This window comes from Streptomyces sp. NPDC101151, from assembly GCF_044768335.1.
GTDB lineage: Bacteria > Actinomycetota > Actinomycetes > Streptomycetales > Streptomycetaceae > Streptomyces.
Genome location: NZ_JBIWPP010000003.1, coordinates 545,505 through 569,080, shown reverse-complemented (window position 1 = coordinate 569,080; position 23,576 = coordinate 545,505). Strand labels below are relative to the sequence as shown.

Here is a 23,576-nt window from a genome sequence, read left to right as displayed (position 1 = left end):
GTGGAACTGGGGCCAGGCGGCTTTCCGGCTTCGGCTCAGCGGGTGGAGCAGCGCCCGAAGGGTCCCGATGACCGCGCAAGCCCTGCTCAGCAAGGCCGGCATCCGGTGCTGTGACCGGACAGGTTCGCCGGGCCGGTGGACACGGAGCGGATCCTGGCGGGCACAGGGAGACGGGCGATGAGTGACAACTACCTGACGGTGATTCCGACAGACCCGTACTGGCAGCCCAGTAAGGGTGCGGCGGACCGTGCCGCTGCCGAGCTGTCCGGGATGCTTCCTGACGCCGACGCCCGCCCTGGTCCGGCAGCCACGTGGCACGACAGCGTGGAGGTGGTCTTCTGCGGTGCCAACCTGCGGAAGATCTCCTGCCCACGCTGCGGTGCGGAGCTCACACCCGGCTGGTGGGGAGAGGCCGTCTCGGAGCGCTACGCCGAAGGCTCTGCGACGCTCATGGTGCCGGTTCCCTGTTGTGGCGCCGAAACGTCGCTCAACGACCTGGTGTACGACTGGCCGATGGGGTTCGCTCGGTTCAGGATCGAGGTTCTGTACCCGAACCGGACATGGCTGACCGACGAGGAACTGGCCTCCCTCACAGACGCGCTCGGCCATCCCCTGCGACAGGTCCTCACCCACGTCTAGGACTTGTCCGGCCGATCTTGTGGCAGCTTCCTGTCCAAGTCGTGGCGCGGGCGGTGGTCTCATCGACGATCCGGGCGCTCCGGGATGCCACAGCCTCCGCAACGAGTCCGCTGACCCATGCCAACGCCTGCTCGTCCGCCCACAGGCCGAATTTCAGGAGGCGCGTCCTCATCGCATCAGGCCCTGGTGATCGTCGTCATCGCTCATGGCGAAGGCGGTGGTGAACCAGGTGTGGACGGGAGCGAGTGTGGGTGATGCGGGCCATCCGTTGATCGTCGCCAGGAGGTGCCAGTAGCGCTCGGCGTGCGGGTCGGTGGTTGCCTGCAGGCGGGCGAGGAGCCAGCGGCGCAGATCGCCGTCGTCAGCACGCTCGAAAGCGTGGCCGTAGAGTCCGCCCAGTGTCTCGGCCCGGGATGCGTCTTCGGCAAAGGCCGGGAGGATGCCGGCGGATACGGCTTCCTCGATTCGTTCACGCATCGCTTGGTCGAGAGCATCGTGCAGGGCACTGACGCCCTGCGGGGAGGGTTTTTGCGCCTGGTCCTCAGCTGTGCGGCGCAGCGCGATGCGGAGGTCTGCGGTCTGGCAGAGTTCGGCGAGTTCCACCCAGGCCTCGACCTGCTCAGGCGCGGGATCATCGGGGAGCTCGGGCAGAGCGGATCGCATCAGGGCGACGAACTCGGGGTTGTCGTCAAGGTCCCTGAACGCGTCGTCGACGAAGTCGGAGACCAGCCGGTGTCGTTCGGCCCGGGACAGTGTGGCGAGTCGGTGCATGAGGTCCATCTCCATGGTGGTGGGGCCACGGCTGGCGATTGCTCGCAGTACTGCCCGGCGCAGGCCGAGCGTCTGGATCTGTACGTCCAGGGCGTTGGCGTGTGCTTCCGCGACTTCCGGTATGGATGCTTCCCGGTCCAGGACCTTGCGCACGGTCGCCAGGTCCAGCCCGAGGTCGCGCAGGGTGCGGGCCAGGTCCAGGCGTGCGAGTGCGTCGAGGCCGTACAGCCGGTAGCCCGCGGGACTCCGGTCGGTCGGCGGGACGATGCCCTTGTCGGAGTAGAACCGGACGGTCTTCACCGTCAGGCCGGTTCTGCGGGCCAACTCCCCGATGGAATAGAGCGTGTCGCGGTCCATGGCCTCAGCTTGCTGTCTCCCCCCACGGGAGACTCAACCGGGGTCAGGACTTCCTGGCATCGGCATCGGCACTCGGAGCTGCTCGAGGCCTTGGGACGGCGGCTGAACGCGGGTGGACCGGAGCAGTGGTCCCGCTCCGGTCACCCCTGCTCCGGTCCGCTCTCAGGAGTTCAGCTCCTCCAGCGTCCTGCCCTTGGTCTCGACCGCGAACAGGGCGACCACCGTGCCCACTGCCGCCACACCGGCGAGCTGTGCGAAAACGGTCGTCAGGCTGCCGCCGGCGCCGAGGATCGCACCGACCGTGATCGGTCCGAGGATGACACCCAGCCGGTTCCACAGCCCGCCGAACGCGGCACCCTTGGCCCGGTTGTGCGTCGGGTACAGCTCGGGCGAGTAGAGATAGAGGCCCGAGTTGACCGCGTACAGGAAGAAGGTCGTGCAGGAGGCGAAGACGGCGACCTGGAGGCCGGAGGTCACTCCCACGAGTGCGAGCGTGCCGAGGGTGAGCACGGTCCCGCCGAGCGCGGCCGCCAGGGCGGGCCTGCGACCCACGCGGTCGATCAGCAGAGCGACGACCAGCGTGCCGAGCAGTCCGGTGACATTGCTGAGCAGGGTGTAGACGAGGGCCGTGGTCAGGTCGAGGCCGAAGTATTTGGTGTACAGCGACGGCAGCCAGGTGGAGATTCCGTGGTTGACGTAGTACGCGACGAACCAGAGCGCCGAGACGACTGCGGTACGGCGCAGGTATCGCCCGGTGAACAGCTCCCGCAGGCGGCCCTGTGCCCGCTGCTCGGCCACGGCGTCGGACGGGGCGGGCGCGGGGAGCGGCTCGCCCGTCGAGCGCACGACCTCCGCCTCGATGCGTGCGATGACCTCCTCGGCCTCTTCGATGCGCCCGCGGGCCAGCAGCCAGCGCGGGGACTCGACGACCTGGCGCTGCAGCGTCGCGGCGAGCAGGACCGGCAGCGCTCCGAGGACGAACATGGCCCGCCAGCCGAGGTGGGGGACGACCCAGACGGCGACCAGACTCGCGGCCGCCAGGCCGGCCGGGAAGATCATCTCGTAGAGGAGGACGAACCGGCCGCGGCGGTCGGAGCGGGCGATCTCGTTGATGTAGGTGGCGGCGACCGGCACGACTCCGCCGATGCCGAGCCCCTGCACGAAGCGGAACAGTGAGAAGACCTCGATGCCGTTGGAGAGGGCGACGGCGAGCGAGCCCAGCGCGGTGACGGCGACACCGAGGGCGACGGTCCGTACCCGGCCGATCCGGTCGCCCAGCCAGCCCGCTGCCAGCGCACCCAGGAGCATCCCGATGGAACCGGTGGTCACGACGAGTGTGGCCTGCCCCGTGGTCAGACCCCATTGCTTCGTCAGGACGGGGAGCGCGGAGGCGGTCAGCAGCTGGTCGAACGCCTCGAAGAACGTGACGGCGCCGATCAGGAACCGGACCTTCACGTGCCAGCGGGAGTGGGGCAGTCGCTCGAGCCTGGCAGCTATCGCTCCCGGGGCGGCCCGGCCGGCCACAGTCGTCATGAGGGTTCCTTCCGCGAACAGAGAAGTTGCCGAGACAGTAGGTTGAGTTACCTAAGCGGTCAATGGTTAATGGCCTAAATATCTCTGCCACCCCATGGGTGCGCCCGCTGCGGCCACTCATCCGGCCTGGGGGCTTGCGAGGAGATAGTTAAGCGCTTAGATTTCTAGCACTTGATCGAGGCGGTCGAGCGAAGACCCCGCCTCGGCTCCGTGATCCGTGCGATCCAAGCGATCCATGCGATTCGCATGATTCGTGCGATCCGTACCCACCGTCCCGCTGCCCGGAGGTAGTGCTGTGTCTCGCATCCCCACCGACATCCTGATCGCGGGCCAGTGGCGACGCGGCGCGGGCGATCCCGTCGAGACCGTCGACCCCGCCACGGGCCAGGTGCTCGCCACGCTGTGCGGCGCCTCGCCCGAAGAGGTGGCGGAGGCCGCCGAGGCCAGCGCCCGGGCCGCCGCCGACCCGGCCTGGCGGGACCTGCTCCCCCATCAGCGAGCCCGGCTGCTGCACCGCATCGCGGAGTTGACCGAGGCGGCCGCGGGCGAACTGTCCGCCCTGCAGACCGCGGACACCGGCAAGACGCTCGCCGAGACCAGGGCCCTCGCGCTCAGCGCGGCCGGCACGTTCCGCTTCATCGCGGCCGCTCTGGAGACCGCGGAGGAGGCGATCACGCCCTCGCGGGGCGAGTACGTCACGATGAGCGTCCACGAGCCCCTCGGCGTGGTGGCGGCGATCAACCCGTGGAACTCCCCCGTCGCCAGCGACGCACAGAAGATCGCCCCCGCGCTCGCGGCCGGCAACGCCGTCCTGCTCAAGCCCGCCGCCTGGACCCCCCTGGTCTCGCTGGCCCTCGGTCGCCTGATCACACAGGCGCTGGAGGAGTTCGGCCTGCCCACCGCTCTGCTCTCGGTGCTGCCCGGCAGCGGCCGGGTGGTCGGCGACGCCGTGGTCAGGCACCCCCTGGTGGCCCGGATCGGATTCACGGGCGGCACGGCCACCGGCCGGTCCATCGCCACCGTCGCCGCGGACAGGCTGATTCCCGCATCGCTGGAGCTGGGCGGCAAGTCACCGACGATCGTCCGCGCGGACGCCGACATCGAGCAGGCCCTGGCCGGAGTGATGTTCGGGATCTTCTCCTCCAGCGGCCAGTCCTGCATCGCGGGTTCACGGCTCTTCGTCGCCCGCGAGATCTACGACGCCTTCCTGACCGAACTCGTCCAGCGCGTAGCGAAGTTGCGTGTCGGCCCCGGCACCGATCCCCACACCCAGGTGGGGCCTCTCGTGCACCATCAGCACCGGGACTCCGTCGCCGCCTATGTGGACCTGGCACGCTCCGAGGGCGCCCGGGTGCTGTGCGGCGGGACCGTACCGGAAGGCGCGGAATACCGGGACGGCGCGTACTACCTGCCGACCGTCCTCGACGGTCTGCCGAACACCTCGCGCACCTGCCAGGAGGAGATCTTCGGCCCGGTGCTCGTCGCCCTGCCCTACGACGACGAGGACGATCTGGTCCGCCAGGCGAACGACACCGTGTACGGACTGGCGTGCGGGATCTGGACCAGCGACCACCGGGCCGCCTGGCGCCTGGCGCGCCGGATCGACGCGGGCACGGTGTGGATCAACACGTACAAGCAGTTCAGCGCGTCCACCCCGTTCAGCGGCTGGAAGGCCAGCGGCCTCGGCACCGAGAAGGGCCGCGAGGCGATCCGCGCCCACCAGCGCCAGAAGTCCCTGTACTGGGGCACCTCCGACGCCCCGCTCCCCTGGGCCGGCTGACCCGGCACACCCTTCTGCCCGACGGCACGCCCGTCTCTCCGTCTGTCTGGAGACACCCATGCACCAACCACCGCCCGGGCCGATCGCCCGGCTGCGTTCGCTGCGCTATGTCGAGCTCCACACGCCCGCCTTCACCGAGGCCGCCGACTTCTACGAGGAGGTCTGGGGTCTGGAGACGGTCGAGTGCGACACCGGGGCACGCTGGCTGCGCGGCACCGGGGACGAGCACCACGTCCTGCACCTCACGCAGCGGGACCGGGTCGGCCTCGGCCGGATCGCCTTCGCCGTCGCCACCCCGGCCGAGGTCGACGAGGCCGCCCGGCGCCTGGAGGCGCGGGGCATCGTCCCGGTCTGCGGCCCCGGCCCGCTGGACCAGGCGGGCGGTGGCCACGGGCTGCGGTTCACCGATCCCGAGCACCGGCTCATCGAGATCAGCGCCCACGTCGAGGCGGTCACCGCCCGCGGCCGTGACGGCGCGGTGCCCGTAGGGGTCACCCATGCCGTGCTCAACACCGCGGACATCGATGCCTCGGTCGCGTTCTACCGCGATGTCCTGGGACTGCGCGTCTCGGACTGGTCCGAGCACCAGATGGCGTTCCTGCGCTGCAACGCCGACCACCACTGCATCGCCTTCAACCAGGCGGAGTGGGCGTCGCTGAACCATGTGGCGTACGAGATGACCTCGGTCGACCACTTCATGCGGGGCCTCGGCCGGCTGCGCCACCACGGCATCACCCCGCAGTGGGGCCCCGGCCGGCACGGGCCGGGCGACAACACCTTCTCCTACTTCACCGACCCGTCCGGGCTGGTCTGCGAGTACACCTCGGAGGTCGCCCAGATCGTCGAGGACGCCTGGATCGCCCGCGTGTGGCGACGGGTCCCCGAACTCTCCGACCTGTGGGGGACGGCGGGCCCTCCGTCCAAGGAGATCCGCTGCCACATGGCGGGCTCCCCCGACCCCGGCCCGCTCGCCGCCACCACCGTCACCACGCCCGCCACGGGATCCGGATCCGGATCCGTGTCCGAAGGAGTTCGCGCATGAGGACACGCAAGGTCGGCATCGTCGGCTGGGGTGCGATCGGCCGGGTCGTCGGGACGGCACTCGCCGAAGGCCGGGTGCCCGGCGCCGAGCTGGTGTGCGTGATCGACAACCGCCCGCTGGGCGAGGCCGCGCCCGCTGCCCAGGTCACCTTCGCCGAGGCACTGGAGCTCTGCGATCTGATCGTGGAGGCGGCCGGACAGGGTGTCGTACGGGAGTGGGGCGAGCGCGTACTGGGCTCCGGCACCGATCTGCTGATCGCCTCGACCGGCGCACTGACCGACGAGGACCTCGCCGAGCGGCTGCTCGCCGCGGGTCCCGGCCGGGTGTACTTCACGGGCGGCGCGGTCGGCGGCCTGGACCTGCTGCAGGCGGTGCGCTCGCTCGGCCCGCTCAACGAGGTGAGCCTGGTCACGACAAAGCTGCCGGCCACGCTCGAACAGCCGTGGATGGACGAAGAGTTGCTGTCCAGGATGCGTAGCGCGGCCGGTCCGGTCGAGGTCATGTGCGGCACCGCACGCGAGGTGCCGGTGAGGTTCCCGAAGTCGACGAACGTGGCCGCGTCGGTCGCGCTGGCCGTCGGTGACCTGGACGCTGTCCGGGTCAGGGTCGTCGCCGACCCTGGCGCCCATCGCACCACACACGTCGTCGAGGCGTCCGGACCGCACGGCGCGTACCGCTTCGAGGTGGCCCACCTGCCGGACCCGGGCAACCCGGCGACCAGCCAGGTCGTGCCGTACGCGGTACTGCGCAGTCTCGCGACGCTGGCCGGACGCACGGGACAGATCCTGTGACCAGCGCCCCGCAGGTCGGCATCCGTCCGACCGACGGCCTGCACGTGGAGGAGGCCGGCGAGCACGGGCCGCTGCTGCTGTGCCTGCACGGCATCGGCTCCTCGTCCGCGGCCTTCGCGCCCCAGCTGGCCGAACTGTCCGCGTACGCGCGGGTGGTGGCCTGGGACGCCCCCGGATACGCCAGGTCCGCCGACCCCGGAGCCCCCCTCGGCCTCGACGACTTCGCGGACGCGGCGGCCGCCCTCATCCGCGAGCGCGGCACGAACGCGCACGTCCTCGGCGTCTCCTGGGGCGGTGTCATCGCGCTGCGGCTCGCCGTCCGGCACCCGGATCTCGTCACCTCGCTGATCGTCGCCGACTCCAGCCCCGGGTCGGGCACGGACGCGGCCAAGGCCGCCGGCATGCGGCAGCGGGCCGCCGAGCTGGCCGAACTCGGACCGCGCGCGTTCGCCGAGAGGCGCGGGCCCCGGCTCGTGTCGCCGGGCGCCCCGCCGGAGCTGGTGAGCCGGGTCGTCGACACGATGGCCGCCTCCGTACGGCTGCCCGGTTACGCGTACGCAGCCGAGTCCATGGCGGCGGCGGATCTGCGCGGCGAACTCGCCACGATCGCCGCGCCCACTCTGGTCCTCTGCGGCGACCAGGACGCCGTCACCGGCGTCGAGGCGAGCCAGGCCATCGCCGGGGCCATCCACAAGACCGCCTACGTGATCGTCAAGGACGCCGGTCACCTGGCCAACCAGGAGCGGCCCCGGGCCTTCAACGCCTGGGTCCTCTCCCACCTCCGCATCGCCGACCGTATCCCGGAACGTCCGGAAGCGGCGCCCATCCTCGAACAGGAGCTGTGACCATGCCTCTGACCACCACCGAGTACGACAACGGCGGCGACCTCTCCCGGTACACCGACGCGCTCATCGCGACGAAGGACTCCCGCGAGCCCGACTGGAACACCCTCGCCTTCCAGGCGAAGGCCGGCGACCAGTACCGCCGCGCCCAGATCCGCTACGTCGGCTCGGGAGCCACCGGGAACCACGAGGGCGACAACCGGATCCTCCCGTCCGGCGGGTTCACCTTCTCCAACATGCTGCTCCCGCCCGGCGCGGAGGGCCCCGAGCACACCCACCACGACGTGGAGGAGGCCTTCTTCGTCCTGGAGGGCCAGGTCCGCGTGGGCATCCACCGCGGCACGGACGAGGTGGAGTACCGCACCCTCGGCTACCGCGACATGATCGTCGTCCCGGCCGGTGTGGCCCGCTCGCTCAAGAACGAGGGCCCCATCGACGCCCTGTTCTGTGTGGTGATCGGCACGCAGAAGCCGCAGGTACCGACCTACCCGGAGCACTCGCCGATGCACGGCGTCAGCCGTGACTGACCGGCGTACCGTCGTCGTCACCGGCGCGGGCCGTGGCCTGGGACTGGCCATGGCCCGCCGGGCCGGCGCGGACGGTTTCCGAGTCGTCGTCGCCGAGCTGGACCGGGACCGGGGCGAGGGCGCCGCGGCGGGGCTGCGCGACGAGGGTCTCCATGCCCATTTCGTGCACTGCGACGTCGCCGATCCGGCATCGGTCGTCGAACTCGCCTCGTCGGTGGCCGAGTTGGGTCATCTGCACGGTGTCGTCAACAACGCCGCACTCGCCAACGGCGTCGGTGGCAAGGAGTTCCAGGACATCGACGTCGAGGCGTGGGACCGGCTCATGGCGGTCAACACGCGGGGCCCCTGGCTGGTGTCGAAGGCCCTGCTGCCCCAACTCCTCGCCCACGGCACGGGCGGCCGGATCGTGAACCTCGCCTCCGACGCCGCCCTGTACGGCTCGCCACGGCTCGCCCACTACATCGCCTCCAAGGGCGCGGTGATCGCGCTGACCCGGGCGATGGCCCGCGAACTGGGCGACAGGGGCATCACCGTGAACGCCGTCGCACCCGGCCTCACCGAGTGCGAGGCGACCGAGACCGTACCCGCGGAGCGGCACGACCTCTACCGCGCGGGCCGGGCCATCTCCCGCCCCCAGCAGCCCGACGACATCACCGGCACCGTCGCGTTCCTGCTCGGCCCGGAGTCCCGCTATCTCACCGGACAGGTGATCGCCGTCAACGGCGGCTTCACCATGCACTGACCGACACCCCTCATCCCCTCGACCGCACCGTCCCACAGGAGACAACTGCCATGGATCTGGGCCTCGCCGATCGCACCATCGTGGTCACCGGCGGCAGCTCGGGCGTCGGCCTGGCCACGGTCCGCGCCCTGCTCGACGAAGGCGCCGAGGTCGCCATGTGCGGCCGCGACGCCGACCGGCTGGCGAAGGCCGCCGCCGGGCTCCGGAACGACCGGCTGCTGACCGCTGTCTGCGACGTACGGGACGCCACTGCCGTCGAGGAGTTCGTGCGGCATACGGCCGAGACGTTCGGCGGCATCGACGGGCTGGTCAACAACGCCGGCCAGTCCCGGATGAAGAGCCTCGACGCGTCCACCGCCGACGACTGGCGCGACGAGCTGGAGCTGAAGTTCTCCGGGGTGCTCAACCCGCTCCACGCGGCCCGTCCCCATCTGGCCGCCTCGGACGCGGCGAGCGTCGTGAACATCAACGCGGTGCTCGCCAAGCAGCCCGAGACCCGGCTGATCGCGACGAGCGCCGCCCGCGCCGGCATCCTCAACCTCGCCAAGTCCCTGTCGGTGGAGCTGGCGCCCGAGGGCATCCGCGTCAACTCCGTCTGCCTGGGGCTCGTCGACACGGGTCAGTGGACCCGCCGCCACGCGGCATCCGGCTCGGGGACGAGCTACGAGGACTGGCAGGCGGAGCTCGCCGCCGACCGCGGCATCGCGCTCGGCCGGCTCGGCCGGGCCGAGGAGGTCGCGTACGCCGTCGTCGCGCTGCTCTCGCCCCGCGCCTCGTACATCACCGGCACCAGCATCGACGTCTGCGGCGGAGTCGGCCGCTCCATCCTCTGAGGAGACCCATCATGCGTTACGACAGCGGAGGCGATCTCCTCGTCGCCATCCTGCGCGACCTGGGCATCGACACCGTCTTCGGCATCGTCAGCGTGCACAACCTGCCGCTGGTGGAGGCCGTCGACCGTGAACTGAGGTTCGTGCCCGTGCGGCACGAGGCGTCCGCCGTGAACGCCGCCGACGCCTACGGGCGGGCCCGCGGCTCCCTCGGCTGCGCCCTGACCTCGACCGGCACCGGGGCGGGCAACGCGGCCGGCTCCCTGGTCGAGGCGCTCAGCTCGGGCACGTCCGTGCTGCACATCACCGGTCAGGTGGAGAGCACGTTCCTGGGCAGCGGACGTGGCTACATCCACGAGACCAAGGACCAGCTGGGCATGCTGACGGCGGTCTCCAAGTACGCCGCCACGGTGCCGTCGCCCGACGACGCGGGGCGGATCCTGCGCGAGGCGGCCCGGGCCGCGCTCACCGCGCCGGGCGGACCGGCGAGCGTGGAATGGCCGATCGATCTGCAGTACGCGGCCCAGACCGACACCCCCGAGCCGGCCCCGGCCGGCACCGTCCCGACCCCCTCCCAGGGTGAACTCATCGCCGCAGGCACTCTGTTGGCCTCCGCCCGAAGGCCGCTGATCTGGGCGGGCGGCGGTGCGGCCCGGGCCCGTACGGAACTCGCCGCACTGCTGTCCGCCACCGGCGCGGGGCTGCTGACCTCCAACTCCGGACGCGGAGCGGTGCCCGAGGACCACCCGCAGGTCGTCGGGAACTTCGCCACCACCCCGGCAGGGCGGGCGCTGCTCGCCGACGCCGACGTGCTGCTGAGCGTCGGCACCCACTTCCGTTCCAACGAGACCGCCGACTACGGGCTGAGGCTGCCCGAGGCGCACGTCCAGATCGATGTCGACGCCGCGGCACTCGGCCGTGTGTACCCCGCCCGGCACGCCCTGCACGGCGACGCGGCCGCCGTCCTGGCGGCTCTGCTGCCGCACGCGCGGCCCGCCGACGCCGACTGGACGGAGCGTGTCACCGAGGTCCGGGACGAGGTGCGGGCCGTCCTCCACGACAACATCGGCCCGCAGGCGGCTGTCTGCGACGCCATCCGCGCCGCGCTCCCCCGCGAGGCGGTCGTCGCCCGCGACGTGACCATCGCGTCGAGCAGCTGGGGCAACCGGCTCCTGGACATGTTCGACCCGCGCGACAACGTCTTCCCGCGCGGCGGCGGCATCGGGCAGGGGCTCGGCATGGGCATCGGCGCCGCGCTGGCCCGTCCCGACGCGCCGACCGTGGTCCTGGCGGGCGACGGCGGCCTCGCGGTGCACCTCGGTGAACTGCTCACGCTCGCCCAGGAGAGGCCCCGGCTGACGCTGATCGTCTTCAACGACGGCGGCTACGGCGTCCTTCGGAACATGCAGGACCGCTACAGCGAGCGTCGCTCCGGCGTCGACCTCGCCACCCCGGACTTCGAACTCCTCGCACGGGCCTGCGGGCTGCCGTATCTGCGGATCGGTGCCGAGGAGCACGCCGCGCCCGTGATCGGGCAGGCCGTCGCGTCCGACGGGCCGACGTTCGTCGAGGTCGATCTGGCGGCACTGGGCCCCATGAAGAACCCGTTCACCCCGCCCGTGAAGATCCCGGGCCAGTAAGCCAGGAAGGAGGGCGCAGGCCATGAACGAGAGCTCCCTGCGGCTGATCGTCCACCGGATGACGTGGGAGGCCGACGGCGTCCTGTCCGTCGAGCTCGTCCACCCGGACGGCAAGCCGCTGCCCGAGTGGACGCCCGGAGCGCATCTCGACGTCCATGTCGGCGGGCAGATCAGGCAGTACAGCCTGTGCGGCGACCCGCGGACCACCGGCAGCTACCGGATCGGTGTGCTCAACGAGCCCGCCTCGCGCGGCGGTTCCCGCCACGTGCACACCACGCTGCGCCCCGGCCAGCCGGTCACCGTCTCCGAGCCACGCAACCACTTCACCCTGGAGGACGCGGCCGGTTACCTGTTCATCGCCGGCGGCATCGGCATCACCCCCCTGCTGGCGATGGCCCGGGAGGCCGCCCGGCGCGACGCCCCGTGGCGGATGGTCTACGGCGGGCGCACCCGTGCCTCCATGGCGTTCACCGCGGAGCTGACGACCTTGGCCGGGCGCGGTGGCGAGGTGGCTCTCGTCCCGCAGGACGAGCACGGCCACATCGACCTGGACGCGGCGCTCGCCGACCTGCCGGAAGGCACGCTCGTGTACTCCTGTGGCCCGGAACCGCTGCTCACCGCCGTCGAGGCGCGCTGCCCCGGCTGGCGGCTGCGCCTGGAGCGGTTCGCGGCGCCCGTCGTGGAGCGCTCCGCCGACGACGAGGCGTTCGAGGTCGAGTGCCGTACCTCGGGCGTCACCCTCTCCGTGGGCACCGGCGCCTCGATCCTCCAGGCCGCCGAGGACGCCGGGCTGAGCGTGCGCAGCTCCTGCCGCGACGGCATCTGCGGCTCCTGCGAGACACGGGTGCTCGACGGCACCCCGGAGCATCGCGACTTCCTGCTCAGCGAGGCCGAGCAGGCGGCGGGCACGACGATGATGATCTGCGTCTCGCGCTGCGCCTCCGGCCGCCTGGTCCTCGACCTGTGACCCCTCTTCCCCCTTTCCCAGGAGACGCACCATGACCAACTCCGTGACCGGCGACCGGCCGTACCTCGAGATCCACCAGAGCCGTACGCACGAGCCGACCCCCTACGAGTACCAGCTCGCCGCCACGCTCGAAGAGGTCTTCACGCGGGACGGCCATGACCTGGCCGACGTCGTGCGCGGGCTCAACGCCCGCAAGGTCCACGCGCCCGACGGCGCCCCGTGGACGGAACAGTCCTTCCGCGCCGAGATGCACCGACTGGGAGCCTGACCATGACGCTGTCGACCGCCGCCACCGCCGAGCACATCTACGCCAACGGCCTGCGCAACCAGTGGCATCCCGTCGTCCCCTCGCACTTCGTCGCCCCGGGGGCCATGCGCAAGGTGACCGCGCTCGGCGAGCAGTGGCTGCTCTTCCGCCGCTCCGACGGCAGCCTGTCGATGCTCGCCGACCGCTGTCCGCACCGCGGCGCCCCCCTGTCTCTCGGCAAGCACCTGGGCGACCGGGTGGCCTGCTGGTACCACGGCGTCGAGGTGGAACCGGACGGCACCGTCTCGTCCGTCCCCGGCCTGCCCGGCTGCAATCTGGAAGGCAAGAAGCTCGTCACCTCGCTGCCGGTGCGCGAGGCCGGCGGCGCTATCCTCGCGTACTTCGGGGACGAGAAGCACCCCGATCCGGTCGAGCTGACACTGCCCGATCCGCTCACCGAGTCCGGGACGGAAGCCATCCTCTGCTACGCCGAGTGGGACGTGCCGTGGCGCTACGCAGTGGAGAATCTGCTCGACCCCATGCACGGCGCCTTCCTCCACCACGAGTCGCACACGATGTTCGAGGGCGACACGACGGCGAAGTTCCGCATCCGCGAGACCGAGCACGGCTATTTCTTCGAGAAGACCGACCAACGGGGCGTCAACTTCGACTGGGTCGAACTGTGCCGCACCGGCGTCGACTGGGTCGACCTGTCGATCCCCTATCCACCGTCGGCCGGTCCCGGCGGCGCATTCGGGATCGTCGGCATGGTGTGCCCGGTGGACGAGGATCGCTGCGGGGTCTTCTTCTGGCGCTACCGCCGTGTGCAGGGCTGGCAGCGCGACACCTGGCGCTTCCTGTACAGGACACTCATCGAGAAGCGCCACTGGGAGGTCCTGGAGCAGGACCGGATCATGCTCGAGTCCTTGCCGGCGGACGCCGACCAGCAGGAGAACCTCTACCAGCACGACCTGGGTGTCGTCCGGCTGCGCCGCCTGTACCGGGCGCAGGCCGAAGAGCAGGCGGCCGCCGGATAACGGCGCCGGCCGCCTCGATCAGGCCGACCGATCATCCGATCCGGCCCCCCTCGGCGGAAACGCCCTCGCGCTGAACGCGTGCAGTGGCTACTCCCGTCGGACCGACAACTGACGGCCGGTCGTCCCGTCGGTCACGGTCCTCGATCCGAGGGCCGTGTGCAGGGTCGCGCGGACCGGGCCGAGGCGGGCATCGGCCAGGCAGACGATGTCCGGTCCTGTCCTGGTGGTGATCCGCACCGTGAGGAGGACAGCCTCGGGGGCCTCGGATGCCCGGAGATGTGGGGGGCCGTCGCACCCACCCGACTCGGCCATGACGATGAGAGTGCGATCGTCGCCAGTCACCGTGACCGGTTGAGTGATCGCCTCGTTCCTCGTGACGCTTTTCGACCCGGTGGCTCCTGATCCCGAACATCCCGTCAGGACGACCAGGGCCGCGACGGTCACTGACACAACGCGGCGTTCGAGCATATGAGTCTTCACAGTAGACCGACGGTGGTAGGGGCGGATTCGTTCACTTGCAGCGGGCCATGCCGAGGACCGAGGTCACGGCATCACCGGGACCGGAAGTACCGCGCACCGCCCCGAGTGACTCGCGGCTCAGCCGTACCGGCATGTGGCGGACCAGGCAGGTACGGACGAAGTGCTGCACGGTGATGTCGAGTTGGTCGCGCGGCTGCTTCTGGGCTGGACGTGGTGGAAACTCTCCAAGACCAGCTCGTGATCATTGTCCCCACCGTGGACCCTGCCCGTGTCAGTGCTGTCGCAGACTTGCAGCAAGCGATGACCTGGCTGGTCACCGCGTCCTTGTCCCGATCGACCCCAGGACTGCCACCGTGAACGAGCGCGTTCTCACCCCCCGCAACCGGGGCTTCCTCTTCCTCGACTCGCACCCCGAGGGCTGCCGGCAGTCGGTGGCCGGCATGTGGCAGACCTGCCCGTCCCCTGCCGGTGTGCCGGAGGGTGCCGGGCCGGTGGCACTGATCATCGGCTCCTCCGCCGGATACGGCCTCGCGGCCACTCTGGCCGGCCTCAAGCGCTCCGGTATCCGCGGCATCGCCGTGTGCTTCGAGAAGGCCCCGACCGTACGGCGGACTGCCACGGCCGGCTGGTACCGCACCGCCGCCACCGCCGACATCGCCCGCACCGCCGGACGAGATCTGGTCTTTCTCAACGGCGACGCATTCTCCGACACGACGAAGGACCAGGTCGCCGACCTCATCGAGCAGCGTTTCGGCGGCAGGCTGGACTATTTGATCTACTCGGTGGCCGCGCCCCGCCGTACCGACCCCGACACCGGCACCACGTACGCCTCCGTCCTCAAGCCGATCGGCCAGGTGAACCGCACCAAGACTCTCCTCTTCGACGACGAGGGCGTTCCCGAGGTCCGCGAAGTCGAGACCGGACCGGCCGAGGGCGACGACGTCGAGCAGACCGTGGCCGTGATGGGCGGCGTGGACTGGGAACGCTGGATCGACCACCTCGTCGGCCGGGGCCTGCTCGCCGACGGGTTCGCCACCGCCGCGCTGTCGTACATCGGCTCACCGCTGACGGAGGCGATCTACCGGCAGGGCACCATCGGCGTGGCCAAGGCCCACCTGGAGGCCACCGCCCGCACCCTGAACGAGCGGCTCGACAAGACGGTGGGCGGGCGGGCCGTGACCTCCGTCAACGGCGCCGCCGTCACCCAGTCCTCCACTGCCATCCCCGGTATCGCCCTGTACACCGGCCTGCTGCGCGGTGTCCTCGGAGAGGACCTGGTCCCGCCGATCCGCCAACTCGCCGCCCTGTGGGACCAGCTCACCGGCGCGGCCCCGCTCGCTCTGGACGACGAGGGCCGGATCCGCCTGGACACCTGGGAACTCACCGACGACGTCCAGGCGGCCGTCGCCGAACGCTGGGCGGCCGCCACCACGGCCACCATCGCCGGCCTCGCCGACCTCGACTGGTTCCACGCCGAAGTCCAGCGCCTGTACGGATTCGCTGTGCCGGGCGTCGACTACTCCGTCGCAGTGGCCACCGACATCCCCTGGCCCGACGACACACCCTGACCGGAAGAGCCGAGAAGGTACCGCCGTCAGGAGCCGGCAGCGGGCACCCGGCGAGCCGGCTCGGCGGCCAGACGTCGCATGACCGTGCGGTTGGCGCGCTGCATCGTGGCCCGGACGACGGGCGCCAGCAAGCGGTCGGCGAACGGGGCTCGCACCCAGGCGTATGTGAACGAGACATGGCTTCCGCCGGTCGCCAGCGGTTCGATGGCGTAGGTGCCGTGGGCCACGCGCCGGCCGGACGCGCTGACGTTCCGTTCGACGATGCGCCGCGGCGCGTCGGCCTCGACGACCTCGATGGTGACATCGGTCTTCGTTCCGGCCAGCGCGGCGGTGACCCTGGCGCCGGATCCGATGCCTTGGCCAGGGCCGCTGTAGTGCCAGTCGGTCAAGTAGTGGTTGGTGAATCGCTCGTGGTGAGCCATGACTTCAAGGAAGTCGTAAACCTGCTCGGGCATCTGCGGCACGTCGATCGACACGGTGACAGACCTCATGTACCGCACGGTACATGCGGCATGTACCAATTGGTACACTCGGGGTGTGGTGAATACGGACAGCTCGCATCCCGAGGGTGAAGCCGCGCGCGGCACGGACGGGGACCGGCGCGCCCAACTGGTGGACGCGGCCGCCGACCACGTCGCGGCACACGGCATCGCGGACCTGAGTCTGCGCCGCCTGGGCGCCGCGATCGGCGTCAGTCACCGCATGCTGATCCACTACTTCGGCTCCAAGGAACAGCTGCTCGTCGAGATCGTCCGAACATCGGAGCGGCGCCAGCGCGAGCTGCTGTCCCGGCTCCGCCTGGAGCCCGGTCTCTCACCCCCCGATACCGCAAGGCTCCTCTGGCGGCGGCTGACGGACCCTGGGCTGGCCGATCAGGAGCGGCTCTTCTTCGAAATCTGCGGGCACGCGTTGCGGGGCCGCCCCGAGGCCGTCCCGGTCCTCGAAGGGCTCGTGGCGGACTGGCTGGAGCCGCTCATGGCCGCCGAGGTGGCCGCGGGGGCGGACCCTGTCGCGGCCCGGAACCGCGCCAGGCTGGGGCTGGCAACCGTCCGCGGTCTGCTGCTCGACCTGCTCGCCACCGGTGACCGCGCAGGCGTCGACGCGGCGATGGAGGAGTTCCTGCGGATGTACTACGGCGCAGAGGGCGGGAGTCACCGAGCAGACCGAGCGGCCGGGCCGCATCCGAGGCGTTCGGCCTCGACCAGCTGACCCCGGAGGCTGTCCCTCCGTGGCCGTCGCTTCCGAGACGACGTGTGTGGCCATGTACGCCCGCTCGGCGCCTCGCGTGATCCGGGGCGTGCGGGCGAACTCCACCGCCTCTTCAGGGCAGAAGACATCGACCGGCTGCCATTGCCCCGGGGTGAAGCCCTCTTCGGGGTCCCCGGGTGCCGATCACCGTGGCGTCACGGTCACCTGCACGGAGTCCTGTCCCGGGTTGGTGGTGAGTTGAAGCAGCCGGGCATCGGGTGACGACAGGACGTCGGCGCCCTGGCTCTCCACCCGGTAGCCAGAGGGGTAGTTGCTCTGCGGCAGATACACCTCGGTGCGGGCTCCACTGGCGAATGGTTGACCGGAATCCGCGCGGCGGGCGCTGTATTGGATGGTGAACGTCCCGCTCGCGCTGTCGTAGTGCCACTGCTGCGGGGTGCCCGCAATGGCACGTGGATATGGCCTGACGATCGCCGGGTCCATCAGGCTGGGGCCGGTCGGCGGCTCCTGGGGATGGCTGGGTGTCTGATTCTGCGGTTGGGACCAGAACGTCCAGGACGCCATGTTGTCGTCGAACCGATCGGCGAGACGAGTCAGCCTCGCCGAATTTTCGGTCGCGCCGAACTCGGTCACCACCCCGGCAACGCCGTAGAGGACGGCGCGATCCAATCCGTTGGTCACGCAGGTGTCGACCGAGCCGAGGCAGTAGTCGTGAAAGCTCATCCCCGCGTTCGGATCGCCGGTCGGATTGGCATCCAGTTCGGCGTGCCGAAGTCGTTGGTCAGGGACGGCTCGAAGAACAGCAGGTGTTTCGGGTCGACTCGGCGGATGGCTTTCATGGCTTTTGCCTCGAACGGTGCGAGCACATCGTTCTCGAATCGGGGGCAGCCCTTCGGGAAGCATGTCGGGTATTCCCAACCGGGCCACGGCTCATTGATCAGGTCGTAGCCGAGCACGTGCGGCTGGCCTGCGAAGCGTTGCGCGACATGCGCCCACATGGCCGCATAGTGTTCCTGCACCCCGACGCCATCGGGCGCAGCGTGGTCGTGCCAGAAGTTCGCCCACGTCTGGTTCTGTGCGGGGCTCGTAAAGTAGACCAGCGGAAATCCCGGATTCGGCTTCACCGGGAACCCGTCGGCCAACGTCGCAGAAAGAGGTGGTTCCGTCAGCCTGGGGTGAGAACCGCACGATCTGCGACTACCGACGGACTTCCTCGAGCTGCTGCATCAGGGCTCGCCTTGCGTGCCATTCCCGCGCTGAGGCGTGAAGGTTCCCGGTCAGAACTTGCCCATGTGCTCCACGGTGCGATGCCCCAGTTGCCGGCTGAACGTCGCGCAGAAGCCGACGGAGAGTGGCGGCCAGCCCCAGAAGTCGAAGGCGAGGGCACCCACCGCGAAATTGGACTCCCACTGCCACTCGGTGACCGAGACCGAGGCACCGCAGGCGGGGCAGGGGGCACTCCCCTCACCCGTTTCCTTCCAGGCGGCGATACCGTCCTTGAACGGCTGCCAGACCTCCTCGTCCGCCTCGAACTCCTCGGGATAGTTGATGATCACGGTCCTGATTTCGCACCGTGGGCAGACGGCGTACTCCGCATCGTCCGCTCCCTGACCGCCCACGTGGTAGTCGCGCCCGACGACGACGGCCACCGGGCCCGGCAGCCAGTCCGGATCCGATGAGTCGGCAACGGCCCGCGCCCAGTTGGGACCCGGCACATAGCCCTCGTCCACGGTCAGGCTGTACACCCCGTCCCTGGACAGCTCACGCGTGATCAGGCCCTCGGTGACCATCCAGGCGACCATCCGCTCCGCGAGCGGCCCGGCCTCCTCGCCGGTCACCTCGACGTCGACGATCCGCTCATAGAAGTCACCCATCGTCTCCCCCTCCTGTCGATCAATGTCGGAGCACTATGTCACCCGCCTCTGACACCAGCCCGGCATGAGCGAGGGAATCCGGTGTCCTTGGACAGCGAAGCCAGTCGCCCGCCGCGAGCTGACCTGCGGCAGACTGAGCTGGTGGCAGGGGGCAAGTGTCAGCAGCAGTCAGTCACCAGCCGCCTCAGGGATGTTCACGAGAAATGACGGCAGTGCCGTGTTGCCCAGGCGGGCGGGGCGATGGACGCCCGTGACGGGCTTCTGCCGCCCGGGTCCGGTTACCCGCGATCGGGCGAAGGAGCGATGATGCGTTCGTGGTGACAGATGCCGAGTGGGCTCGGATTCGGAAGGGCCTGCGCTTCGGGCAGGTCTTCGAGGGCACGGTTGTGCTGGTTCCTCGGCCCGGTGCGATAGGAATCTTCGTGGACATCGGCCTCAGCGTCGGAGGCTTCGTCGACGTCCTGTTGCTTCCGGAAGAGAGCGATGACTGGCCGGCGGAAGGCACGATCGCCGGCTTCGAGATCTGGTGGGCTGACAGCCGCCGGCAGATCCGGCTGAAGCCGTGCGACTCCCGGTATCTGCGGAGCGACTTCACAGACTTCGTCGAACGCTTCCGTCCCCATTGGCCATCCGACGTCGGCAAGCCCGTTTCACAGACAGGGGGTTGGCAGGCGGTCCATCAGATCGAAGCGCGGCCTGCACCTCGTCGTGGGGCGGAGGCCCAGGGTCACGAGCGGTAGGTGCGGGTCGCCAGGTTGCGCGGATGCCGACCACCACGTCCATATGCTGCTGGTGGCGGTTCGGATGAAAGCCCGTTGGGCGCCGGGATGACGGAGATGCCACCAGCCCCCCCCCCCCGAGCGCTTACCATCGATCCCACCCAGGCGTGGAACCGCGGACCCGCCTGCCCGTCCTGCGACTACATCCCAGCAACCAGCTGGTTTGGCTCAGGACAGCGCCGAGATTCCGCGACCCTGCTGGTCTTTGCCGGCCCGTATCTGTAGGCGCCACCTCACATGGATGCCCGTCTCGCCGGGGGCTTCCGGCCCCTCCGGCACCTGGACGCGCTCCACTTCAGTGAAGCCCAAGCGACGGGCGACGGCGCCACTCGCGGAGTTGGCCTCGTCGTGGTGGATTTCGATGCGATCGATGCCCGGCAGCTGCCCTCCCGCCTGCACGAGGGCAGCCGCGGCCATCGTGGCCAGCCCCTTCCCCGTCCATGCGTGATGGAGCCAATAGCCGATGTCCAGACCGCCTGGTCCGACCCGGCGATGCAGTCCGCAGCTGCCGACCACCACTCCGGCCGAGGTGATCGCGTAGTTGTATGCATCCCCCGAGGTCCACTCCTCCTCGGTGTGGGCAAGAAACCCTTCCCCCTGCCTCCGGTCGTGGGTGGCCGCAAAGGGCATCCACGGCAGCAGGTGATCACGCGACTCGGTGATCACCCGATGCAGAGCATCGATGTCGTCGACACGCCATCGGCGCAGCTCGACCTGGTCAGAGCGAAGCACATCAGCAGGCTGTCCCATGACCGCGATGCTGCCCCAGCCTCACTGGATCGACAACGCAATTGCAGGCATCGAACCCACGGCCGCCCCGTGCTGGCCCCCCACCACCAGGTTCCCGCCGCTTCAGCCTTCAGGTTCAGCCAACCCGCTGGCTCAAATGGAGTTCACGCGGGGTTCCTCGGCGGTCCTGTTGGAGAGAACGGGGCAAGTAAGGAGGTGGGAGCCCTCTCGCTGACTGTCACTCGTCGTCTCAGGTTCTTTGAGGTGCCGGCAGATTCTGCGAGTTCAGCCGGCGACTACGAGGTATTGCGCGATTCAGGAACTCTTCGCCGTCTTACGTCGCTCACCGGCCGGTGGTGTCACGTGCGTTCCGGCTAGGGCCTGTGTGATGTCGTGATCAGCCAGTTGCCTCCAGGAGGTCGCTGATCCAGATCATCGAGGCACGGAGGTGGAAGGCGGCGAGGTAGCTCTCGGGCGTCTTGTCATATCGAGTCGCGATGCCCCGCCAGGCCTTCAGCTTGTTGACCAGACGCTCGACAGTGTTCCGCTCCTTGTGGAGACCGGCGTCGTGACTGACGGGCCGACCGCCCGTGGAGCCAGAGCCCGAAACTGAGTTGCAGCAGAGACGAACCGTGGGCACGTGGTTGGCCCGTGGATTCGGTGGAGTTTGTCGTCGGCCATTGCGTACCTGCTTTTGCCTCACCGCGGAAGGTGTCCGCCACTTGCCGGAGAGGCGATCTCCCCTTGCCCCGCAACAGTGGCTTCCCCGAAGAGGCCGCGCAAGGACATCGGTTCGGATTAAATCGACCGACTGTCGCAATAAATCACCTTCCCGGGCAGGAAGTCAGCCGAAGAGAATCTGGCGCAGTATCCGGGTAAAGTGCTCGGTGAGTCGGTCGGGAGGCATCGAGGCGAGCGGTTCGGTGCGCGCGATATAGCGACTGAAGGCCACTCCGATCATCTGCGCCCCCACCAACGCCACGCGCGTGTCCAAGTCGTCGTCCGGCAGTGCGGATTCACCGGGTGACAGGACGGAGCGGTAGACGATGGCACTGTGCTCCTGCATCGCCACAAGGAGATGGGCGGCGGCGCGTTCGTCGGACGCGGCACTGCGCAGAAGGGCGATCAGCGGGTCGTTGACGGCGTCGGTCTCCAGGCGCCGCACGAAGGCGTCGGCGATCCGGTCCGGCAGCGTCTCGGGGTCACCTGCCGCGACTTGCTCCAGGTCACGATTGCCCGGCACCGCCGCGAGGAAGAGCCGTTCCTTGGAGGCGAAGTGACGTGTGATCAGGCCGTGTGTGACTCCGGCCCGGCGCGCGATCTCCCGGAGCGTCGTACGGGCGTAGCCGCGCTCGGCGAAGGTGTGGCGGGCCGCCTCGATGATGGCCGCCCGGTGCCCCTCGGGATCCCGACGGCGCCTGCGTGGCGGCTCGTCGGCCGACTCGCTCGCCGGCTCTGCGTCGTTCACGGCGCCTCCTTCATGTGATCACTCTACGGCGCTGCGGCACGTCGCCTGTCGCCACTGCTACGTTAGTATCCATGTGGATATTAACGAGCGGGGAGGGAGCCCGTCGTGAGCGTTGGGGAGACAGTGGTGAGCGTTGGGGAGACTGTGGTGAGCGTTCAGGGGCCGGAATCCGCGGCGGTCGTCGAGACCCGGCTGCTGCACAAGATGCATCGGGCGGCGACGTCCTTGCTGGCGGAAGCGGCGCAGAGGCCTGCCGCGCCCTCCGCCGCGCTGGAGGAGTTGCGTGACTTCGTCGTTGCGGCGCTGCGGCACCATCACGAGAGCGAAGACGACGTGCTGTGGCCGCAGTTGACCGCCGCCGATCCCGCTGCCGCCACCGGACTGGCCGAGCTCGAAGCTGAGCACGACGCACTGGACGCGTCGCTGGACGCGCTGGCCGCCGCTCCCGTGCGTGACGACGCCAGCCGGGCGCCGCTGATCTCCGCGGCCGTGGCCATACGCGACCTGATACACACCCACCTCGAACATGAGGAGCCGCTGCTCCTCCCTGCCCTTGAGGCGCACATGTCCGACGACGCCTGGGCGCAGTTCTCCCGTGCGGTCATCGCCTCGGCCCCACCTGTGGGCGCGCACCTCAACATCGGCTTCTTCGAGCAGGTGGGCTCCCCCGCCGAACTCGCGGTGGTCACGGCGAATCTGCCACCGGCCGCCCTGGACCTCGTCCCGGCCATGCGCGAGCAGGCCGAAGCCACCCTGAGAAGCCTGAAGGCCACCAAGCAGGAAAGGACGGTCACCGCATGACCAGCACCCTCATCGTCGGCGGAAGCGGCGGGCTGGGCAGTGTCATCGCCGAGCACTTCGCAGGCCGTGGCGACGACGTCATCGTCACCAGCAGGGACAAGGCGCGCGCCGAGGTCGTGGCCGCCCGGATCGGGGGCAGCACCCGCGGGCTGGCCCTAGACCTCGCCCACCCCGAGACGATCAGCGCCTCGCTGGCGGACGTGACGGAGGTGGACCACCTCGTGATCACCGCTGTCGGCCAAGCGGCAAACACCCTGGCGCAGTTCAGCATCACGGATGCGGTTTCCGCCGTGACCATGAAACTCGTCGGCTACGCGGAGACCGTCCGTGTGCTGCGCGACCGGTTCGCCCCGAACGCCTCCGTCGTACTCTTCGGCGGACTCGCCAAGGAGCGCCCCTACCCCGGCTCGACGATCGTCTCCACCTTCAACGCCGGGATCACGGGCCTGATCAGGACACTCGCGGTGGAAATCGCGCCGCACCGCGTCAACGCCCTCCACCCGGGCCTGATCGGCGACAGCCCCAAGTGGCGCGACGTCCCCAACCCACCCCACTCGGCGCAGACGCCGATCGGACGGCTGGTCACCATGACCGAGATCGCCGACGCCACGGACTTCCTTCTCCGCAACACCGGTGTCAACGCCCACGACCTCCACATCGACGGCGGCCTGCTGGCCACCTGAGCCCACAGGGCGACCGCTACTGAAGCGCGCGGGCCGCCTCCGCCGAGGACCCTCCCGCCTCGAAGCAGTGGGCTCCGGGGACCGGCGGCAGGGCCTGTGTCCAAACGGTGGCATCTACGACGTCAGTGCTCGGCGCCTACCGTCCCGCAGCGGGCCTACCGGAGTTGGCGGTGATCGCTCATTCCAACAGCGCCGGATCGGCCAGGACGTCGGAGTAGCTGCTCCATGGCCCACCGCTGT

General features: G+C 69.9%; 26 protein-coding genes and 1 pseudogene. 17 read left to right on the top strand and 10 right to left on the bottom strand.

Features of this window, described 5'->3' with window-relative positions:
- Window positions 1-177 precede the first annotated feature (177 nt).
- Window positions 178-639: a hypothetical protein gene (locus ACIRU3_RS08395; protein ID WP_404053138.1), complete on the top strand. Its 462-nt coding sequence runs from the start codon at window positions 178-180 to the stop codon at window positions 637-639.
- 168 nt (window positions 640-807) lie between these two features.
- Here the strand turns inward: ACIRU3_RS08395 and ACIRU3_RS08390 are convergent, their stop codons facing one another.
- Window positions 808-1,767 (bottom strand): MerR family transcriptional regulator, encoded by a 960-nt coding sequence (locus ACIRU3_RS08390; RefSeq protein WP_404053135.1) that lies wholly within the window; start codon window positions 1,765-1,767, stop codon window positions 808-810.
- Window positions 1,768-1,929: 162 nt separating this feature from the next.
- A complete protein-coding gene (locus tag ACIRU3_RS08385) occupies window positions 1,930-3,300 on the bottom strand; it encodes an MFS transporter (protein ID WP_404053132.1) in 1,371 nt (456 codons plus the stop codon).
- A gap of 295 nt (window positions 3,301-3,595) precedes the next feature.
- On the opposite strand from ACIRU3_RS08385, the gene ACIRU3_RS08380 reads away from it, so the two are divergent.
- The 11 genes from ACIRU3_RS08380 to ACIRU3_RS08330 are packed head-to-tail and all read left to right on the top strand — an operon-like array spanning window position 3,596 to window position 13,745.
- Complete coding sequence (locus ACIRU3_RS08380; protein ID WP_404053129.1) at window positions 3,596-5,080, top strand: aldehyde dehydrogenase family protein; 1,485 nt, start codon at window positions 3,596-3,598, stop codon at window positions 5,078-5,080.
- A gap of 58 nt (window positions 5,081-5,138) precedes the next feature.
- Entirely contained in the window at window positions 5,139-6,122 is a 984-nt protein-coding gene (locus ACIRU3_RS08375; protein WP_404053126.1) for a VOC family protein, read from the top strand.
- The gene (locus ACIRU3_RS08370; RefSeq protein WP_404053123.1) at window positions 6,119-6,913 is read left to right on the top strand and encodes an aspartate dehydrogenase domain-containing protein; all 795 of its coding nucleotides are present in this window, start codon (window positions 6,119-6,121) and stop codon (window positions 6,911-6,913) included. The genes ACIRU3_RS08375 and ACIRU3_RS08370 overlap by 4 nt, the downstream gene beginning before the upstream one ends.
- Window positions 6,910-7,758: an alpha/beta fold hydrolase gene (locus ACIRU3_RS08365; RefSeq protein ID WP_404053120.1), complete on the top strand. Its 849-nt coding sequence runs from the start codon at window positions 6,910-6,912 to the stop codon at window positions 7,756-7,758. Before ACIRU3_RS08370 ends, ACIRU3_RS08365 begins: the two co-directional genes overlap by 4 nt.
- Before the next feature lie 2 nt (window positions 7,759-7,760).
- Window positions 7,761-8,282: a cupin domain-containing protein gene (locus ACIRU3_RS08360; RefSeq protein WP_404053117.1), complete on the top strand. Its 522-nt coding sequence runs from the start codon at window positions 7,761-7,763 to the stop codon at window positions 8,280-8,282.
- Complete coding sequence (locus tag ACIRU3_RS08355) at window positions 8,275-9,024, top strand: SDR family oxidoreductase (protein ID WP_404053114.1); 750 nt, start codon at window positions 8,275-8,277, stop codon at window positions 9,022-9,024. The genes ACIRU3_RS08360 and ACIRU3_RS08355 overlap by 8 nt, the downstream gene beginning before the upstream one ends.
- A gap of 50 nt (window positions 9,025-9,074) precedes the next feature.
- Complete coding sequence (locus ACIRU3_RS08350) at window positions 9,075-9,857, top strand: SDR family oxidoreductase (RefSeq protein WP_404053112.1); 783 nt, start codon at window positions 9,075-9,077, stop codon at window positions 9,855-9,857.
- An 11-nt stretch (window positions 9,858-9,868) separates the two neighbouring features.
- Window positions 9,869-11,494, top strand: coding sequence for a thiamine pyrophosphate-binding protein (locus tag ACIRU3_RS08345; RefSeq protein WP_404053110.1), 1,626 nt, complete (start codon window positions 9,869-9,871; stop codon window positions 11,492-11,494).
- A gap of 22 nt (window positions 11,495-11,516) precedes the next feature.
- Window positions 11,517-12,461 (top strand): PDR/VanB family oxidoreductase, encoded by a 945-nt coding sequence (locus ACIRU3_RS08340; protein WP_404053107.1) that lies wholly within the window; start codon window positions 11,517-11,519, stop codon window positions 12,459-12,461.
- A gap of 31 nt (window positions 12,462-12,492) precedes the next feature.
- Window positions 12,493-12,729, top strand: a complete 237-nt coding sequence (locus ACIRU3_RS08335) for a recombinase-like helix-turn-helix domain-containing protein (protein ID WP_404053104.1) — start codon at window positions 12,493-12,495, stop codon at window positions 12,727-12,729.
- Window positions 12,730-12,731: 2 nt separating this feature from the next.
- Window positions 12,732-13,745: a Rieske 2Fe-2S domain-containing protein gene (locus tag ACIRU3_RS08330; RefSeq protein ID WP_404053101.1), complete on the top strand. Its 1,014-nt coding sequence runs from the start codon at window positions 12,732-12,734 to the stop codon at window positions 13,743-13,745.
- Between the two features lie 87 nt (window positions 13,746-13,832).
- Here ACIRU3_RS08330 and ACIRU3_RS08325 read toward each other — a convergent pair whose 3' ends face one another.
- Window positions 13,833-14,057 (bottom strand): hypothetical protein, encoded by a 225-nt coding sequence (locus tag ACIRU3_RS08325; protein ID WP_404053099.1) that lies wholly within the window; start codon window positions 14,055-14,057, stop codon window positions 13,833-13,835.
- Window positions 14,058-14,578: 521 nt separating this feature from the next.
- Here ACIRU3_RS08325 and fabV point away from each other — a divergent pair.
- The gene (gene fabV, locus ACIRU3_RS08320; RefSeq protein WP_404053096.1) at window positions 14,579-15,793 is read left to right on the top strand and encodes an enoyl-[acyl-carrier-protein] reductase FabV; all 1,215 of its coding nucleotides are present in this window, start codon (window positions 14,579-14,581) and stop codon (window positions 15,791-15,793) included.
- A gap of 26 nt (window positions 15,794-15,819) precedes the next feature.
- Here the strand turns inward: fabV and ACIRU3_RS08315 are convergent, their stop codons facing one another.
- The gene (locus ACIRU3_RS08315; RefSeq protein ID WP_404053093.1) at window positions 15,820-16,284 is read right to left on the bottom strand and encodes an SRPBCC family protein; all 465 of its coding nucleotides are present in this window, start codon (window positions 16,282-16,284) and stop codon (window positions 15,820-15,822) included.
- A gap of 46 nt (window positions 16,285-16,330) precedes the next feature.
- Between ACIRU3_RS08315 and ACIRU3_RS08310 the strand changes: the two genes are divergently transcribed.
- A complete protein-coding gene (locus ACIRU3_RS08310) occupies window positions 16,331-17,002 on the top strand; it encodes a TetR family transcriptional regulator (RefSeq protein ID WP_404053089.1) in 672 nt (223 codons plus the stop codon).
- A gap of 183 nt (window positions 17,003-17,185) precedes the next feature.
- Here the strand turns inward: ACIRU3_RS08310 and ACIRU3_RS08305 are convergent, their stop codons facing one another.
- From ACIRU3_RS08305 to ACIRU3_RS08295, 3 genes are all read right to left on the bottom strand, one after another.
- Window positions 17,186-17,725, bottom strand: coding sequence for a hypothetical protein (locus ACIRU3_RS08305; protein WP_404053087.1), 540 nt, complete (start codon window positions 17,723-17,725; stop codon window positions 17,186-17,188).
- Window positions 17,722-18,144 carry a cellulase family glycosylhydrolase gene (locus ACIRU3_RS08300; RefSeq protein WP_404053084.1) on the bottom strand — a complete coding sequence of 141 codons (423 nt, stop codon included), beginning with the start codon at window positions 18,142-18,144 and terminating at the stop codon, window positions 17,722-17,724. The genes ACIRU3_RS08305 and ACIRU3_RS08300 overlap by 4 nt, the downstream gene beginning before the upstream one ends.
- A 135-nt stretch (window positions 18,145-18,279) precedes the next feature.
- Entirely contained in the window at window positions 18,280-18,876 is a 597-nt protein-coding gene (locus tag ACIRU3_RS08295; RefSeq protein WP_404053081.1) for a hypothetical protein, read from the bottom strand.
- Window positions 18,877-19,190: 314 nt separating this feature from the next.
- Here ACIRU3_RS08295 and ACIRU3_RS08290 point away from each other — a divergent pair, with 314 nt between their 5' ends.
- On the top strand, window positions 19,191-19,616 hold the full coding sequence (locus tag ACIRU3_RS08290; protein ID WP_404053078.1) for a hypothetical protein: 426 nt from the start codon (window positions 19,191-19,193) through the stop codon (window positions 19,614-19,616).
- A gap of 207 nt (window positions 19,617-19,823) precedes the next feature.
- Here the strand turns inward: ACIRU3_RS08290 and ACIRU3_RS08285 are convergent, their stop codons facing one another.
- The 3 genes and pseudogenes from ACIRU3_RS08285 to ACIRU3_RS08275 all read right to left on the bottom strand — a co-directional run bounded on the left by ACIRU3_RS08285 (window position 19,824) and on the right by ACIRU3_RS08275 (window position 21,852).
- Window positions 19,824-20,405, bottom strand: coding sequence for a GNAT family N-acetyltransferase (locus ACIRU3_RS08285; RefSeq protein ID WP_404053075.1), 582 nt, complete (start codon window positions 20,403-20,405; stop codon window positions 19,824-19,826).
- Window positions 20,406-20,781: 376 nt separating this feature from the next.
- A pseudogene (locus ACIRU3_RS08280) lies at window positions 20,782-20,982 on the bottom strand (IS5/IS1182 family transposase); the annotation flags it as partial.
- A gap of 246 nt (window positions 20,983-21,228) precedes the next feature.
- The gene (locus ACIRU3_RS08275) at window positions 21,229-21,852 is read right to left on the bottom strand and encodes a TetR family transcriptional regulator (RefSeq protein WP_359073851.1); all 624 of its coding nucleotides are present in this window, start codon (window positions 21,850-21,852) and stop codon (window positions 21,229-21,231) included.
- A 147-nt stretch (window positions 21,853-21,999) separates the two neighbouring features.
- Between ACIRU3_RS08275 and ACIRU3_RS08270 the strand changes: the two genes are divergently transcribed.
- Together ACIRU3_RS08270 and ACIRU3_RS08265 are read left to right on the top strand one after the other, a co-directional pair.
- Window positions 22,000-22,653, top strand: coding sequence for a hemerythrin domain-containing protein (locus ACIRU3_RS08270; protein ID WP_404053071.1), 654 nt, complete (start codon window positions 22,000-22,002; stop codon window positions 22,651-22,653).
- On the top strand, window positions 22,650-23,336 hold the full coding sequence (locus ACIRU3_RS08265) for an SDR family oxidoreductase (protein ID WP_404053068.1): 687 nt from the start codon (window positions 22,650-22,652) through the stop codon (window positions 23,334-23,336). Before ACIRU3_RS08270 ends, ACIRU3_RS08265 begins: the two co-directional genes overlap by 4 nt.
- Window positions 23,337-23,576 lie beyond the last annotated feature (240 nt).

What these genes read in the sequence shown, in the direction of transcription:
- ACIRU3_RS08395 (WP_404053138.1), top strand. Translation starts at nt 178, where the DNA reads ATGAGTGACAACTACCTGACGGTGATTCCGACAGACCCGTACTGGCAG.
- ACIRU3_RS08390 (WP_404053135.1), bottom strand. Translation starts at nt 1,767, where the DNA reads ATGGACCGCGACACGCTCTATTCCATCGGGGAGTTGGCCCGCAGAACC.
- ACIRU3_RS08385 (WP_404053132.1), bottom strand. Translation starts at nt 3,300, where the DNA reads ATGACGACTGTGGCCGGCCGGGCCGCCCCGGGAGCGATAGCTGCCAGG.
- ACIRU3_RS08375 (WP_404053126.1), top strand. Translation starts at nt 5,139, where the DNA reads ATGCACCAACCACCGCCCGGGCCGATCGCCCGGCTGCGTTCGCTGCGC.
- ACIRU3_RS08370 (WP_404053123.1), top strand. Translation starts at nt 6,119, where the DNA reads ATGAGGACACGCAAGGTCGGCATCGTCGGCTGGGGTGCGATCGGCCGG.
- ACIRU3_RS08360 (WP_404053117.1), top strand. Translation starts at nt 7,761, where the DNA reads ATGCCTCTGACCACCACCGAGTACGACAACGGCGGCGACCTCTCCCGG.
- ACIRU3_RS08350 (WP_404053112.1), top strand. Translation starts at nt 9,075, where the DNA reads ATGGATCTGGGCCTCGCCGATCGCACCATCGTGGTCACCGGCGGCAGC.
- ACIRU3_RS08345 (WP_404053110.1), top strand. Translation starts at nt 9,869, where the DNA reads ATGCGTTACGACAGCGGAGGCGATCTCCTCGTCGCCATCCTGCGCGAC.
- ACIRU3_RS08340 (WP_404053107.1), top strand. Translation starts at nt 11,517, where the DNA reads ATGAACGAGAGCTCCCTGCGGCTGATCGTCCACCGGATGACGTGGGAG.
- ACIRU3_RS08335 (WP_404053104.1), top strand. Translation starts at nt 12,493, where the DNA reads ATGACCAACTCCGTGACCGGCGACCGGCCGTACCTCGAGATCCACCAG.
- ACIRU3_RS08330 (WP_404053101.1), top strand. Translation starts at nt 12,732, where the DNA reads ATGACGCTGTCGACCGCCGCCACCGCCGAGCACATCTACGCCAACGGC.
- ACIRU3_RS08325 (WP_404053099.1), bottom strand. Translation starts at nt 14,057, where the DNA reads ATGGCCGAGTCGGGTGGGTGCGACGGCCCCCCACATCTCCGGGCATCC.
- ACIRU3_RS08315 (WP_404053093.1), bottom strand. Translation starts at nt 16,284, where the DNA reads ATGAGGTCTGTCACCGTGTCGATCGACGTGCCGCAGATGCCCGAGCAG.
- ACIRU3_RS08305 (WP_404053087.1), bottom strand. Translation starts at nt 17,725, where the DNA reads ATGAGCTTTCACGACTACTGCCTCGGCTCGGTCGACACCTGCGTGACC.
- ACIRU3_RS08295 (WP_404053081.1), bottom strand. Translation starts at nt 18,876, where the DNA reads ATGGGTGACTTCTATGAGCGGATCGTCGACGTCGAGGTGACCGGCGAG.
- ACIRU3_RS08285 (WP_404053075.1), bottom strand. Translation starts at nt 20,405, where the DNA reads ATGGGACAGCCTGCTGATGTGCTTCGCTCTGACCAGGTCGAGCTGCGC.
- ACIRU3_RS08265 (WP_404053068.1), top strand. Translation starts at nt 22,650, where the DNA reads ATGACCAGCACCCTCATCGTCGGCGGAAGCGGCGGGCTGGGCAGTGTC.